This is a genomic window from Bradyrhizobium sp. Ses1, assembly GCF_059512365.1.
The window spans coordinates 1-13916 of sequence record NZ_JCAMOQ010000028.1; the positions used below are offsets into that span (position 1 = coordinate 1).

General features: G+C 61.5%; 13 protein-coding genes. 9 read left to right on the top strand and 4 right to left on the bottom strand.

Annotated features, from left to right (window positions below; all coding sequences use genetic code 11):
• Nucleotides 1-1313 precede the first annotated feature (1313 nt).
• Entirely contained in the window at nucleotides 1314-1850 is a 537-nt protein-coding gene (locus AC5ZG5_RS27420) for a ParB N-terminal domain-containing protein (RefSeq protein WP_456646426.1), read from the top strand.
• A gap of 54 nt (nucleotides 1851-1904) precedes the next feature.
• Here AC5ZG5_RS27420 and AC5ZG5_RS27425 read toward each other — a convergent pair whose 3' ends face one another.
• The gene (locus AC5ZG5_RS27425; RefSeq protein WP_245474622.1) at nucleotides 1905-2060 is read right to left on the bottom strand and encodes a hypothetical protein; all 156 of its coding nucleotides are present in this window, start codon (nucleotides 2058-2060) and stop codon (nucleotides 1905-1907) included.
• Between the two features lie 14 nt (nucleotides 2061-2074).
• On the opposite strand from AC5ZG5_RS27425, the gene AC5ZG5_RS27430 reads away from it, so the two are divergent.
• Nucleotides 2075-2242, top strand: a complete 168-nt coding sequence (locus AC5ZG5_RS27430; protein WP_456671283.1) for a hypothetical protein — start codon at nucleotides 2075-2077, stop codon at nucleotides 2240-2242.
• On the opposite strand, the gene AC5ZG5_RS27435 is transcribed toward AC5ZG5_RS27430, so the two are convergent.
• The 3 genes from AC5ZG5_RS27435 to AC5ZG5_RS27445 all read right to left on the bottom strand — a co-directional run bounded on the left by AC5ZG5_RS27435 (nucleotide 2232) and on the right by AC5ZG5_RS27445 (nucleotide 6015).
• On the bottom strand, nucleotides 2232-3668 hold the full coding sequence (locus AC5ZG5_RS27435) for an FAD-binding oxidoreductase (RefSeq protein ID WP_456646425.1): 1437 nt from the start codon (nucleotides 3666-3668) through the stop codon (nucleotides 2232-2234). The genes AC5ZG5_RS27430 and AC5ZG5_RS27435 overlap by 11 nt on opposite strands.
• Nucleotides 3669-3687: 19 nt before the next feature.
• Nucleotides 3688-4929 carry an alpha-hydroxy acid oxidase gene (locus AC5ZG5_RS27440; RefSeq protein WP_456646424.1) on the bottom strand — a complete coding sequence of 414 codons (1242 nt, stop codon included), beginning with the start codon at nucleotides 4927-4929 and terminating at the stop codon, nucleotides 3688-3690.
• 114 nt (nucleotides 4930-5043) lie between these two features.
• Complete coding sequence (locus AC5ZG5_RS27445) at nucleotides 5044-6015, bottom strand: LysR family transcriptional regulator (protein ID WP_456646423.1); 972 nt, start codon at nucleotides 6013-6015, stop codon at nucleotides 5044-5046.
• 257 nt (nucleotides 6016-6272) lie between these two features.
• Between AC5ZG5_RS27445 and AC5ZG5_RS27450 the strand changes: the two genes are divergently transcribed.
• The 7 genes from AC5ZG5_RS27450 (at nucleotide 6273) to AC5ZG5_RS27480 (ending at nucleotide 13798) form a co-directional block, all read left to right on the top strand.
• Nucleotides 6273-6893 (top strand): UbiX family flavin prenyltransferase, encoded by a 621-nt coding sequence (locus tag AC5ZG5_RS27450; protein WP_456646422.1) that lies wholly within the window; start codon nucleotides 6273-6275, stop codon nucleotides 6891-6893.
• Between the two features lie 25 nt (nucleotides 6894-6918).
• On the top strand, nucleotides 6919-8340 hold the full coding sequence (locus tag AC5ZG5_RS27455) for a UbiD family decarboxylase (RefSeq protein WP_456646421.1): 1422 nt from the start codon (nucleotides 6919-6921) through the stop codon (nucleotides 8338-8340).
• A gap of 79 nt (nucleotides 8341-8419) precedes the next feature.
• Entirely contained in the window at nucleotides 8420-9460 is a 1041-nt protein-coding gene (locus AC5ZG5_RS27460) for an ABC transporter substrate-binding protein (protein WP_496138693.1), read from the top strand.
• A gap of 19 nt (nucleotides 9461-9479) precedes the next feature.
• Nucleotides 9480-10319 (top strand): ABC transporter ATP-binding protein, encoded by an 840-nt coding sequence (locus AC5ZG5_RS27465; protein WP_456646420.1) that lies wholly within the window; start codon nucleotides 9480-9482, stop codon nucleotides 10317-10319.
• The gene (locus AC5ZG5_RS27470) at nucleotides 10316-11083 is read left to right on the top strand and encodes an ABC transporter permease (RefSeq protein ID WP_028165744.1); all 768 of its coding nucleotides are present in this window, start codon (nucleotides 10316-10318) and stop codon (nucleotides 11081-11083) included. The genes AC5ZG5_RS27465 and AC5ZG5_RS27470 overlap by 4 nt, the downstream gene beginning before the upstream one ends.
• A gap of 50 nt (nucleotides 11084-11133) precedes the next feature.
• A complete protein-coding gene (locus tag AC5ZG5_RS27475; RefSeq protein ID WP_456646429.1) occupies nucleotides 11134-12864 on the top strand; it encodes a thiamine pyrophosphate-binding protein in 1731 nt (576 codons plus the stop codon).
• A gap of 91 nt (nucleotides 12865-12955) precedes the next feature.
• Entirely contained in the window at nucleotides 12956-13798 is an 843-nt protein-coding gene (locus tag AC5ZG5_RS27480; RefSeq protein WP_028165742.1) for an AraC family transcriptional regulator, read from the top strand.
• The last annotated feature ends 118 nt before the right edge of the window (nucleotides 13799-13916 follow it).

Here is a 13916-nt window from a genome sequence, read left to right on the forward strand (position 1 = left end):
TGGACGAATAACGCAGGGACCCGCAATAATCAGTCCCGAGGCTCTCTTTATAAATTTCCTGCGATCCATGTTTGGCCTTGCCTCCGGCTTGTACGTCATGACGCAGCACGCCCAATCGCCATTTGCGCCCCGCAATCGTACTTCCCCCGACCGAGAGATGGTAGCCGAGCCGCTCGAAGAGTGATTAGCCGTCGCCATGGGCGCCGGCATACGCGCTCAGCGGCCTCGGGAGGCCGCTCAGAGGGCCGTCTGGGGTTGGGCGGAGGGCCGATGCCTCGTCCGTGCCTATGGAGGGTTACGGCGGCCCCGCCCAGTCGTCCCCGACCATCGGCCGGTGCATCAACGGCGGGCTCGGCTGAGCGGAGCGCTCCATTGCTCCGCCGTCCACTCTACGCCGCCGCGTAATCATGTGAGGTTTGTGAAGACGGATAGTCGCCACATTTGCGTCGAGGCAGCCTGTCCCGGAAGCGCTAGGGACGCGGGTCTTGAAGTCCCGGCGTGCGCCGGAGTTGAGCCAGGCCTGAGCGGGGGGGAATCGGATAATCTCGCTACGAACGTAACCTGCCGCTACGACTTGGCGCCGACTACGCCTGTATGCCCGCAAAGGGACGAACCGTGACCGAACGCTGCGCTTGCATGGCTATGGGTGGCGAGCTTTTTCATTTGGAAACGGCTGCCAAGCTATCGATATCATTAGAGGCCGTTTTCGACATTTTTTCCAAATGCACCTTGAAATCATTGAATAATCAAACTGATTTTGATTCCGCCATTCGGAGGTTCGATCCCTCCCGCCCCAGCCAGGTCAAAAAACATCAGTAAAATAATGGCTTACCGGTTCGAAATATCCGAAGATCGATTGCGTTGACGAAGTCGAACCTCAGAAACTCGAAAAGCGCTCGCCCTCGCTGTTTAAGTCGGCTGAAACCTCAATCACTGCGTACCCCTTCAGTGCGTGGTTTCACGTCAGGCCATTGCTCGATGTAGCGCGCGATCTCGCTTCTCATCACCACCACCGAGTGGCCGTGTTTTCCTTGCTCTGAGATCGCCGCGTGCGATCACGCGGTCGAGTTTCGCAAGCGTAAGGATGCGATCGGCCAATCAAATTAGAAGCAGGGCCTTCTCGTTCGTGGCACTACCAGTTTTGATTCCTCAGCCGATAGGAAACTGGACTCAAAAAAGGGGCGGTCGTCCGACCGGTGTCGCGCGAGGGACGCGCGGAAATTGCCTTGGCGGTAGAGCGCTTCATCCCTAAAATCTTGCCACCGCCGCCAGGTGGTTCGGTAATTGAGCTCAGTCACTGCGGAGTAGAAGCTATGTCCAAGCCGGAAAGCTTCCCAATCGACAAGATTTACATTCCCGTGAAGAGGAAGAAAGCACTCAAGCCTGAGCTCGTTCAAGAAATCGCGGAAAGTATTTTAGAAATCGGACAACAAGTCCCCATTCTCGTTCGGCCCGACGAAGGCCGGTTCGTTCTGGTCGAGGGACTGCATCGGTTCGAAGCCTGCAAGGCTCTTGGCGAAGGAACTGTCATCGGGGTCCTGGTCTCGGCTGAGATCGTGCACCAAAAGACGCTTTTGTCGGACAGCGCCGAAGCAGAAGCAGAGCGCGACAAGATGGCGCGATTGAAAAAACTGCGCCTCGAAAAGGAGGCTGCCGCGCGATTAGCCGCTGCTTCGGAGGCCGCCATAGAGACGCAGTCTGCAGAGCTTTTGCGAAAACCTTCGGAGAAGGGTATCCGGAACGTTCCCAAGGCATCACGAAGCCAATTAGATCGCAAGACTTCAGGATCGACACCAAGAACGTTGTCGGAATGGCTCACGCAACAAAAGAGCAATGGCGGTCGTTATTAACCGTCAGCTCCGCCGCGACCCACCGGCCTCGAGCAAGCTTGGGCTAGTGGCCATCTACGCAATCGTCTTGAGGTAAAGGCTCGGGTCGAAATATTTGTTGGCCGGGGTGAAATCCTTGATGCCGGCGTTCGCCATGAAGAAATCGGTGGATTGCTGCAGCCAGTTCGTAATCGTGTTGTCGGAGTATCGGTACAGCCGATCTCGAAGCATCCAAGCTTCTTGAAATTCCGCTTGGTTCTCCGGTCGCGGAGGTGCGGCGGGTCTTCAACACCGCTAGCGATCGCGTCATTTACCTCGGCGAAGTGATCTATCGCGGCGACTTCATTCGCATCGATATGGATCGATCGAGCAAACGGAAAGCCAAGCGTCGCGTCGGCAGGCTTAGGCGATGACTTTGCCGGGATTCATGAGATTGTGGGGATCGAAGGCTTGCTTCAGGAGCCTCAGCGCGTTCAGCTCTGCTGGTGATTTGTAGCGGAGCATCTCCGATCGACGGAGTTGGCCCACGCCGTGTTCTGCGCTGATCGAACCGCCGAGATCGGCGACGATGTCGTGCACAATCCGGTTGATTTCGCTCCGACGTTCATTGAACTGACTGGAGCTAATGCCCAGCGGCGGCATCGGATTATAATGAATATTGCCGTCGCCGAGATGGCCGAACGCAAAGGGACGGATGCCCGGGATTGCGTCCGCCAGCGCAGCGTCGGCACGGGCGATGAACTCAGGCACCTGCGACACCGGGACCGAGACGTCGTGCTTGATGCCGGCGCCACCCGCTTTCTGTGCTTCGGCCTGGCCTTCGCGAAGGGCCCAGAGACGGCGGCGCTGCGCCTCCGAATCCGCAAGCACGCCGTCGATCACCAGGCCTTTTTCCAGCGCCTCGGACAGCAATTGCTCGAGCGGATCACGCAGCGAACCCGGCTCGCCCCGGCCGGCAGCCTCGATGAGCACATACCATGGATGTTCCTCGGCAAAGGGTGAAGTCTGTCCCTGCAATGCCACCAAGACCCACTTCATGCATTCGCGCCGCATCAGCTCAAACGCGCTCAGGCTCTCGCCGACGTGGCTGCGGGCAAGGTGGAGGAGATCAAGTGCCGCCGCCGGCGTCGGGACAGCAACGAAAGCCGTGACGATGTCTCGCGGTCTCGAAAACAGCCGCAGTGTGGCGGCCGTGATGATGCCGAGCGTGCCCTCGGCTCCGATAAAGAGTTGTTTGAGATCATAGCCGGTCGAGTCCTTGCGCAAGCCCCGCAGCCCGCTCCACATGCTGCCGTCGGGAAGTACGACTTCGAGCCCGAGCGTCAGAGCGCGCATGTTGCCGTAGCGCAGGACCTGCGTTCCTCCCGCGTTGGTCGAAAGGTTGCCGCCGATCTGGCAGGATCCTTCGGAGGCGAGGCTGAGCGGAAACAGCCGGTTGACATCGGCTGCATGTCTCTGCACCTCCGCGAGCGTCATCCCTGCCTCGACAGTAATGGTGTCGTTCTGCGCGTCGACCGCGCGCAGGGCGCGCATCCGCTCCAGCGAAATGATCACGCTGTGGGGATCGATTGGCTGAGCACCGCCCGCCAGGCCGGTGTTGCCCCCCTGAGGTACCATCGAAATGCCTGCCTTTCGGCATGCGGTCACAACGGCAGAAACTTGGGCGGTGGAGGAGGGGCGCGCGATATATTGCGCGGGTCCCCGGAACGCGCCGTCGAAAGAAACACAATAGCGCTCGAACTCAGCATTCGGCTCGGCCAGGCCTTGGGGCCCAAGAATGGCGCGCAGTCGGTCGCCAAGGTCGTTCGTCAGCATGTCTCCCGTCGCGATGATGTGCACAACGCCGTCTCCCCTTCAGTCAGGTAAAGTCAAAGGCGCCGCGGTGGCGGCGTGTGAGTTGCGCGAGCGCGTCGAGCGATGCCGCGCCGAGCTGTCCCATCGCGGTCTCCAGCTCTTCCTTCAAGAGTCCGGCGACATAGGCTGCGCCTCTTTCCCCGAGTCCGCCGAGCCCGAGCAGGAATGCGCGCCCCGCAAATGTACCGCTGGCGCCGAGCGCGATAGCGCGCGCGACGTCAAGGCCCGATCGTATGCCGCTGTCGAACAGGATGGTGGCTCTGGTCCCGACCCTTGCAGCGATAGCGGGCAGGACGTCGATCGCAGCAGGCGCAGCATCGAACTGGCGACCTCCGTGATTGGAGACCAGGATGCCATCCACTCCCGCTGCAAGCGCCTGTTCGGCATCCTCGGGATGCATGACACCTTTCACGATCAGCGCGCCTGACCAGGCATCCCGCATCCGCTTGATGACATCCCAGGAAAACGTGCCCTTGATCTGGCTCTGTACAAAGCCGGCGGTGTTCGCCAGCGTCGCCGGTTTTTCGACGTAACGCTCCATGTTGCGAAAGGCCGGCGTGCCCGCCGTGGCGAGCGCAAGCAGCCACGGCGGCGACAGAGCCACGTCCAGGATGGTTCTTGGCGTGGGACGGAATGGGACCACCAGGCCGTTGCGCAGATCACGAGGACGCTTGGAGCGAACCGGCGCATCCAGCGTCGCCGCCAGCACCCGCACGCCAGCCGCGCCTGCCCGCTTGATCAGATCGAAGGTGACGGCGTGGTCGTCGGCCGGCAGTCCGTAGAGCTGAAACCAGGCATAGGGACCGGCAAGCTCGGCGACATCCTCGATCGTGGCGGTGGCGAGCGTGCCGGCAATGTAAGGAATCCTTGCCTTGCCGGCTGCGCTTGCGAACATCCGCGTGGCGCCGGGCCAGATAATGCCGTCGACTCCCACAGGAGAGATGCCGATCGGCGCCGCGCAACGGACGCCGAACAGCTCAACCTCAGTGCTAACGGGACCAGGCTTGCCGTAGCGGGGGACCAGCTCCACCGCATCGAGCGCCAGTCGATTGCGCCGGGTGTTCAGATCGTCACCCGTTCCGCCCTCGAGAAAATCGAAGGCAAAGCGCGGGATGCGGCGACGGGCGCGGCGCTCGATGTCATCCAGCGTGGGCAAACGCTGACGCAAGCGAGCCTCGCGGCTTGTTCCGCTGCCGGCACCCCAGGCTTGCGCGCGCGGTGAGGAGCGGCGAAGATCGCCGGTCATGAGAAAGCGTCCTTGGTTGCGTGACCCCCGCTTCTCATAGGATGCGTCTCGTCATCACCGCAAATAATTAGAGATGATGACCGCGATAGCTTCTGATGATTGCCGGCAGGATGGCTACCGCGACTTGGCGCGCCGTATAGCCCGGCGCCTCGCCGTATCTCCGGAAGCCGGCTGCACATAGTTGCTTGCCGATGTCGCGGCCTCGAGCAGGTCGTGGCGAATGATGTCCAGCACGGCTCTGGCAGCGGCGGACACCATTCGGCGCGGATGATGAACCCAGGCGATCGATCGGACGATGCGCGGTTCGGCAAAGCGGTGCGCTCTCACCCTGCCGTCCGCAAGCGACTGTTGAAGTGCAATCGTGGGCAGCACGGTCACGAGATTGGTGGTGGCGATCACGTCGCACACCGCGGGTAGGGTGTCGAGCTCCAGCCTCGGCTTCAATTCGATGCCGGCCGTGGTGGCGTGCTCCTCGAGGATCATGCGCAGGCCGTGCCGTTTCGATGGCATGACCAGGTCGAACTCGGCGAGATGCCCGAAACGCAGGTTCGTCGGTGGCTTGATCGGCGCATCCTTTCGGCAGGCGAACACCATCTCTTCGTCCATTACATGGTGCGTGGCGAGCGAAACCCGCCGGCGCGGCACGTTGATCAGCGCAAAGTCGAGTTGCCCGGAATTCACCCAGTCGGTCAAGGTTTCCGTGTATCCCTCGCAGGCCGAGAGCGTGATTTCCGGATAGAGATGCGCAACGGTTGCGGACGAACTCGCCATCGTGCTCTGCGCCACCGAGGTAATCAGTCCGACCGACACCCGGCCGGAAATACGGCCGTTGAGCCGCGCCATTTCCTGCTTGGCATATTCGACGTCGCGCACGATGGGAAACACGAGCCGGGAGAACGCTTCGCCGGCGACCGTCAGCGTCATTCCGTTGATGCTCCGCTCGAACAGCTTTTGGCCAAGCTCGGCCTCAAGTTTGGCGATCTGCATGCTGAGTGCCGGCTGTACGATGTTGAGCTGGCGGGCTGCGCGGGTCACGTTCCTCTCTTCCGCCAGGCAAAGGAAGTATTGCATCTGCCTGAGTTCCATTGGTTTTTTCCTTCCTGTCCTCGACGACGCGCCGGTGCTGTAGGCTGCCGCTAGGCATCATTTTGGATGATTGAGTTTATCATCAATCATTATTTGTACTGATCTTAGCTTGCCTCTACTGTCCGTTCAAACAGCTTGACGCGCCTGCAGCCCGAAATCGGGGCACCCGCACCGCCCAGGCAAACAACATTCATTTCGATGGCCGCGACGCCTGGCGTCACTTGCGTCGCGGCAGCAGGGAGCAGAAGCGAAACGTCATGCATGATCGGACGCCCTCACGGCTGATTATCGGCATCTCCGGAGCCTCCGGCGTCGTCTACGGCGTGCGCTTGCTGCAATTGCTCCGCAACGCCGGTGTCGAAACGCACCTGGTGATGTCGAAGACGGCGGAGCAGACCTTCGCCTATGAAACCGACCTGAAGATCGCCGAGGTGAAGGTGCTGGCCGATTTCAGCCACGCCATCGACGACATGGCGGCTTCGATCTCCAGTGGCTCGTTCCGCACGGCGGGCATGATCATCGCGCCCTGTTCGATGCGATCAATGTCGGAGATCGCGTCCGGCGTCACCACCACGCTCCTGACCAGGGCCGCCGACGTTGTGCTCAAGGAGCGTCGCCGGCTGGTGTTGATGGTGCGCGAGACGCCGCTGCACACCGGCCATCTGCGTACCATGACCGCGCTTTCAGAGATGGGAGCGATCATCGCGCCGCCGGTGCCGGCGTTCTATGCCAAGCCCGACAGCCTGGACGACATGGTCGAGCATACGGTCGGGCGCGTGCTCGACCTGTTCGACATCGACATCGGCGTGGTGCGCCGCTGGGGCGAGGACGAGGCGTTGAAGCGTCGTTCGCCGCGAAAAATTGCTCCCTATGCTTGAAGAAGACCACGGAAAGGATCGCCATATGCGGACCGAGAACCTGGCCAGAGCCGCTGCGGCGGAGGCGCCGAAAGACTTGCGATCATGGCTCGCTCACCTCGCCGAGCGCGGCAAACTCGCGGTTGCTCGCGAGGGAGTAGGGCTTGCCGATGAGCTCGCTGCCGTTTCGAAAGGGCTGGAGCGTGACCGCGCGGTGTTGTTTCCAAAGCCCGGCGGGCACGACATTCCGGTGGTCTCAAATCTGTTCGCGGCTCGCGACTGGGTCGCCGATTCCATCGGCGTCGGCGAGGAGCAATTGCTGACGCGTTTCCTCGCGGCGGCGCGCAATCCGCTGCCGAGCCGTGAAGTGGCAAGCGGGCCGGTGCAGGAGGTTGTCCACAACGAGGTCGATCTCCTCCGGCAGCTCCCGATCCCGAAACATAACGAGCGCGACAGCGGCCCCTACATCACGGCGGGGCTGTTGATCGCGCGCAATCCGCGCAATGGCATTCAGAACGTCTCGATCCATCGCTGCCAGATCAGCGGTCCGAACCGGATCGGCGTTCTGTTGTTGCCACGGCACACGCTGTCCTATTTCCGCATGGCTGAGGAAGCTGGTGAGGCACTCGAAATCGCCATCGTGATTGGGGTTCATCCGGCCCTGCTCTTGGCGTCGCAGGCGATTGCTGCGCTGGACGAGGACGAGATGGCGATTGCCGGCGCGCTGCTCGGTCACCCCGTCGATGTCGTGAAATGCAAGACCAACTCGGTCCGCGTTCCCGCCCATGCGGAGATCGTGATCGAGGGACGAATTCTTCCCCGCGTGCGGGAGCCAGAGGGGCCGTTCGGCGAATTTCCCCAGTACTACGGGCCGCGTGCGGATCGCGAGGTGATCGAGGTCGACATGGTCACTCACCGCGCTCAGCCAATCTACCATACCATCGTCGGCGGTGGTTACGAGCATCTCATTCTCGGCGGCGTACCGCGCGAGGCGACGCTGGTGCAGCATCTGCGGCGCAGTTTCCCGAACGTGCTCGATGTACGTCTCACCCGGGGCGGCACCTGCCGCTACCATCTTGCCGTCAAGATCGACAAGATTGCCGACGGCGAGCCGAAGAACATCATCATGGCTGCCTTCGGCGCTCACTATGACATCAAGCAGGTCATAGTCGTCGACAAGGATGTCGACATCGGTGATTCCGAGGAGATCGAATGGGCGGTCGCCACCCGCTTCCAGGCCGACCGCGATCTCCTGGTCGTGTCCGGCGCGCTCGGCTCCAAGCTCGATCCGACAACCGATAAAGGGATCAGCGCCAAGATGGGGCTCGACGCGACCGTGCCGGTCGATGCGCCCGAGCTCGATTTCAAGCGCATCCATGTCAAGGGCGAAGAAGAGGTCGACCTCGCGACGGTCTTGCAAAAAGATCCGAATGCCGCCTTCTCCCGCGTTCTTGCACGAGCGCGATAGGCAAGGGGCTGATCCGAACACGTTAACAACGCAGCGCGCCCGCAAGAGAGCGGTCGCAGGTAACATTGGGAGGTGATTGATGCTCTCTAGGATGATCCGTGCGAGTTTGGTTTTCAGTGCTGTGGCGTCATCGGGCTTGGTGCCCACGTGGGCGAAAGCGGCCGATGACGTCAAGGTCGCCATCAACAACGTGGTCAGCGATGTTGTCTTTCACCTTGCCGCCGAACGCGGGTTCTTTGCCGAACAGAATCTCAACGTCACCCTGGTCAGCTTCGATTCCGGACCGAAGATGATTGCGCCACTGGGTGCGGGCCAGATCGACGTTGGCGCAGGCGCATCTTCCGCAGGGCTCTACAATGCGGTGGCGCGCGGCATCAATGTGAAGGTTGTAGCCGATAAGGGCTCGACGCCACGCTCTTACGATTACATGCCGCTGCTCGTCCGCAAGGCGCTGGTCGACAACGGCACCGTCAAGACCGTTGCAGACCTGAAAGGAATGAAATTCGGCGAGGTTGGTCCGGGAGCCGCGACCAATGCAAAGCTCAGCCACATCCTTGGTGGTGCAGGGCTGACCTACAAGGACGTTACGCACAACTATATCAACTATCCCCAGCAGATCGCAGCCTTCACCACCGGTGCAATCGACGCGGCGATCACGACGGAGCCGTCGGTCACGCAGGCGATCAATAGCGGCGTCGCCGTGAAGTTCGTGGCGGATGGCTATCCGGATCAGCAGGTTGCCGTGCTGCTCTATGGCGGTGACTTCATCGCCAAGCGTCCGGCCGTCGCCGAGCGGTTCATGGTCGCCTACCTCAAGGCGGCGCGCATCTACAACGATGCCACCGCTGGCGGAAAATTCACGGGCAAGGGCGTCGACCAGGTGATTCAGACCATCATGAAAAGCACCGGCCTGAAGGATCCGGAGCTGTTTAAGAAGATGGTGCCGAACGGGATTGATCCGGATGGCAAGGTTAACGTGAAGAGCATGGCGGACGATCTGAAGTTCTTTGCCGACAACGGCTATCTGGAGCGGCCGGGCAAGGTCGAGGACGTTGTCGACGCCTCGTTTGCTGACAAGGCGGTGCAGAAGCTCGGCCCCTACAAGCCTGTCGAAAACTGACGGCAAAGAAGGATACGTCATGGCTATTGCGAACGTGTTGAATAAGCAGGGGCGGCCGGAACTGGTGCCGTCGACGCCGCAACTGTCCCTTTCGGGTGTCAGCAAATATTTCGGATCGTCGGGTTTCGTAGCCCTCGACGGCATCACCATCGATATTCCGCAAGGGCAGTTTTTCGTGATCGTCGGCCCGAGCGGCTGTGGCAAGACCACACTGCTGCGCATCCTTGCCGGGCTCGATACTCAGAGTTCAGGCACCGTCGCCGTCAACAGGACCGATGAGAAACGCCCGGTCAATTCCATGATCTTCCAGGGCGACTCGCTGTTCCCCTGGATGACGGTGTTCGATAATGCCGCCTACGGCCTGCGTATGCGGCGCGTCCCTGAGGCGCAGGTGTCCGACACGGTCCGCACGTGGCTCGAGCGGATCGGCCTGTGGCGGTTTCGCGACCGCTATCCCAACCAGCTATCGGGTGGCATGCGTCAGCGTGTGTCGATCGTGCGAGCCTTCGCCAATGATCCGGAAATCCTGTTCATGGACGAACCGTTCTCGGCGCTGGACGAGCAGAACAAGCTGCTGCTTCATGAGGAATTGCTGCGGATCTGGGAAGCGACCAAGAAGACTGTCGTGTTCATCACCCACAGCGTGGACGAAGCAGTCACGCTTGGTGACCGCATCATGATCATGACCGCCAATCCCGGGCGCGCCAAGGCCGTGCTCGATGTGCCGTTTCCGCGTCCGCGGAATGTGCTGGAACTCCGGCAAAAACCTTCCTATGGCGATCTCGTGTTCCATATCTGGGAGCAATTGCGCGAGGAGGTACAGCGCGCGCGTCAAAACGCGGAAGGAGAGAAGGTATGAGCGCCGAGGTCAAAGGCCGTGACAGGGTAGTCGGTGTCCTCACGCCCATCGTGCTGTTGGGCCTCTGGGAGCTCGCGGCCCGATTTGGGCTTCTCGATGCGCGCTTCTTTCCGCCGCCATCGGCCATCGTTCATCAGTTTGCCGCGTTGGTCGCTTCCGGCGAGCTTGGCGCCAATGTCCTCGCAAGTCTCAAACGCCTCGCGCTCGGCATGCTGCTCGGCGGCGTGCCTGCGTTGTTCCTTGGTCTTGCTATGGGCATATCGCGGCCGCTGCGTGCGGCGATCGATCCCTTGATCTCGGCCACCTATCCGATCCCGAAGAGCGCCATCCTCCCGCTGGTGCTCTTGATCTTCGGTCTCGGCGAAATGTCGAAGGTGGTCATGGTCGCGCTGGGCGCGTTCTACCCGATCATCATCAATACGGTGGTCGGCGTCGCCAACATCGACAAGATCTATCTCGATGTCGGGCATAATTACCGGGCCAACCGGTGGCAGGTGTTTCGGACCATCGCCTTGCCCGGAGCGTTGCCTTCGATCATGGCCGGTGTCAAACTGGCGGTCGGCATGGGGCTGATCCTGATCGCGATTTCCGAGATGGTCGCCGCCAATGACGGCGTCGGCTACATGATCTGGAACGCCTGGCAGGTGCTGACGGTCGATACGATGTATGTCGGGCTTCTCGTGATCGCGGTGCTCGGATTCCTGTTCTCGATCGTGCTCGATGAGATCGAACATCGTCTCATTCCCTGGAAACGAAGGGCATGATCGATGGCCAGCTTTCTGTCATCAAGCAATCGTCGGGTGAGCAACGATCGATGTTGACGACCTCAGGCCCGCGCAGCGGTGGCGAAATCCTCATCGATACGCTGAAGATCCACGGCGTCGACACGGTATTCTGCCTGCCGGGGGAAAGCTTTCTGGCCGCAATCGATGCGCTGGCCGGTGACGGCAACGCGATCCGGACCGTCGTGACGCGTCATGAGGCTGGCGCGGCTCACATGGCCGAGGCCTATGGAAAGCTGACCGGGCAGCCCGGTATCTGCTTCGTGACACGAGGGCCCGGCGCAAGCCACGCCGCGATCGGCGTGCATACGGCTTCGCAGGATTCGACGCCGATGATCCTGTTCATCGGGCAGGTTGCCCGCGGCATGCGGGGACGCGAAGCGTGGCAGGAAGTCGATTTCCGCCAGATGTTCGGCGGCATGGCGAAGTGGGTCGTGGAGATCGACCGCGCCGAGCGCATTCCGGAATTGGTCAGCCGCGCTTTTCATGTCGCGGTCTCGGGACGCCCGGGTCCGGTCGTGGTCTCGCTGCCGGAGGATATGCTGGCCGAGAAGGTCGTGGCTGCGGATGCCAGGCCGTATCGGCGGGCTGCGGCGCATCCGAGTGCTGATCAGCTCTCGCGGCTCGTCGAGATGGTAGCGGATGCGGAGCGGCCGCTTGTTATTGTCGGCGGCGGCGGGTGGAACGCGCGAGCCTGCGAGGACCTCAAGACCTTCATCGAGCTGTTCGATCTGCCCGTTGTCGCGGGCTTCCGGCGGCAGGATATCTTGGATAACCGCCATCCAAACTACATCGGCCACGCCGGGCTTGGACCGAGTGCAGCATTGGTCCGGCGCATTCGCAGCGCTGATCTCATCATCGCCATCGGCGGACGGCTCGGCGAGACGACGACGTCCGGATACACCTTGTTCGAAGTGCCCCGGCCGTCGCAGCGCTTCGTTCACGTGCATGCCGATCCGAACGAGCTCGGCCGTGTCTATCAAGCCGATCTCCTGGTCAACGCTGGCATGCCGGAGTTTGCCGCGGCCGTCGCGCGACTGCGACCGTCCGACGGATCGCAGGCAAGCAGGGGCGTGGTGCGGAAGGCCTGGGTTGCGGCAGGCCATGCCGAATTCGTCTCCGACCAGACGCCGGGATCAATGCCGGGCCCGGTTGATCTGGGCGCAGTGATGCTGCATTTGCGCGAGGTGCTCCCCGCGGACGCGATCATCTCGAATGGTGCCGGCAACTATGCCATCTGGGTGCACAAATTTCACCGTTATGGCGGCTTCAGGACCCAGCTTGCGCCGACCTCCGGATCGATGGGTTATGGCCTGCCGGCGGCAATCGCCGCCAAGCTGGCGCATCCCGAGCGCACTGCTGTCTGCTTTGCGGGCGACGGCTGCTTTCTGATGAGCGTGAACGAGCTCGCCACGGCGGCGCGACATGGGCTCGGCGTCATCGCGATCATCATCAACAACAGCATGTACGGCTCGATCCGCATGCACCAGGAGAAGGAATATCCCGGACGGGTACATGCGACGGCGCTGGACAATCCGGATTTCGCAGCGCTCGCGCGGGCCTTTGGCGGCTATGGTGAACTTGTGCTGGAAACCGATGCCTTTCCCGCAGCATTTGCGCGGGCCCGGGCCTTCGCCGATGAAAAAAGCAAACCCGCCATACTGGAGCTCAGGATCGATCCGGAAGCGATTACGCCCACTGCAACGCTGACGCAATTACGCGAGCGTGCGCTCGCTGCGCGCGATGTTGCTCCGCAACGATGATGGCGTGCCGTGGCTGCCTCTCGGATTGACAGATCATTCGACTTGTGCTGACGGGAAAGGAAGCAACAACGACGTCTGAAGGGAGGCCTTGATGTCGACAGCTCTGCGCATCGCTCATGGCGCCTTCGGCAGGGTCGCGCTGCTGGATATGGATCGTTCGCTGGTGCGCCATGCGCATCCGCATTGCCATGTCCTGCTGAAGGTCGAAGGCGCCGATACACAGTTCCTGGTGGGAGATAGGGTCTATCCGCTGACCGACACATGCGCCGTGCTCGTCGACGGCTGGAAGCCGCACGCCTATGTTCACGATCCCGCGCGGCCGCGAACCCTCATTCTGGCGCTTTATATTGAACCTGAATGGTTGAAGGAGTTCCGGCCCGGATGGGCCGCGAGCGGCGCGCCGGGTTTCTTCGATCAGCCGTCCGGGGAGGTCTCGCCGCGGATCCGGCAACTCACGATGCATCTTGCCACCGACATGATGTCGCATCCGGACTGCGTCCGTGCCCATGAGCAGACCCTCTCGGACCTGATGATCGCGGTGATCGAACGCTTCACACCGTGGCGGAGCTTTCCCAATTCCATCCGCGGCATGAACGCGATGTCGTGCGACTGGCGGATCCGGCGCGCGACGGAAGTGATTCGCGCGCAGGAGGGAGCCCACGCCAATGTCGATCAGTTCGCGAAGGGCGCAGGGCTGTCGCGGGCGCAGTTCTTCCGCCTGTTTGAATCCTCGCTCGGGGTTTCGCCCAAGATCTATCTGAACGTCGTGCGGATGGAGCGGGCGCTTGATGCCGTGATCCACCAGGATACGTCGGTCACTGATCTCAGTGAGCGCTTCGGCTTTCCGGAGCCGGCGCATTTCACCCGCTTCTTCCGCGATCACGCCGGAGTCGGCCCGCGCGAATTTCGCAACGTCTCACGGCTTGCAAGTTGATATTGCGGCGCACACTCCGAAATGAGACGATTTGGTAGGTCGTGAGATCGGGCGGTATGGCCCGCATGGCTGACATTCTGACAACTGCTCCACGTCGCGTCAGAGAGCGCGATGAAGA

What these genes read in the sequence shown, in the direction of transcription:
- AC5ZG5_RS27420 (WP_456646426.1), top strand. Translation starts at nt 1,314, where the DNA reads ATGTCCAAGCCGGAAAGCTTCCCAATCGACAAGATTTACATTCCCGTG.
- AC5ZG5_RS27425 (WP_245474622.1), bottom strand. Translation starts at nt 2,060, where the DNA reads ATGCTTCGAGATCGGCTGTACCGATACTCCGACAACACGATTACGAAC.
- AC5ZG5_RS27440 (WP_456646424.1), bottom strand. Translation starts at nt 4,929, where the DNA reads ATGACCGGCGATCTTCGCCGCTCCTCACCGCGCGCGCAAGCCTGGGGT.
- AC5ZG5_RS27445 (WP_456646423.1), bottom strand. Translation starts at nt 6,015, where the DNA reads ATGGAACTCAGGCAGATGCAATACTTCCTTTGCCTGGCGGAAGAGAGG.
- AC5ZG5_RS27450 (WP_456646422.1), top strand. Translation starts at nt 6,273, where the DNA reads ATGCATGATCGGACGCCCTCACGGCTGATTATCGGCATCTCCGGAGCC.
- AC5ZG5_RS27455 (WP_456646421.1), top strand. Translation starts at nt 6,919, where the DNA reads ATGCGGACCGAGAACCTGGCCAGAGCCGCTGCGGCGGAGGCGCCGAAA.
- AC5ZG5_RS27460 (WP_496138693.1), top strand. Translation starts at nt 8,420, where the DNA reads ATGCTCTCTAGGATGATCCGTGCGAGTTTGGTTTTCAGTGCTGTGGCG.
- AC5ZG5_RS27465 (WP_456646420.1), top strand. Translation starts at nt 9,480, where the DNA reads ATGGCTATTGCGAACGTGTTGAATAAGCAGGGGCGGCCGGAACTGGTG.
- AC5ZG5_RS27470 (WP_028165744.1), top strand. Translation starts at nt 10,316, where the DNA reads ATGAGCGCCGAGGTCAAAGGCCGTGACAGGGTAGTCGGTGTCCTCACG.
- AC5ZG5_RS27475 (WP_456646429.1), top strand. Translation starts at nt 11,134, where the DNA reads ATGTTGACGACCTCAGGCCCGCGCAGCGGTGGCGAAATCCTCATCGAT.
- AC5ZG5_RS27480 (WP_028165742.1), top strand. Translation starts at nt 12,956, where the DNA reads ATGTCGACAGCTCTGCGCATCGCTCATGGCGCCTTCGGCAGGGTCGCG.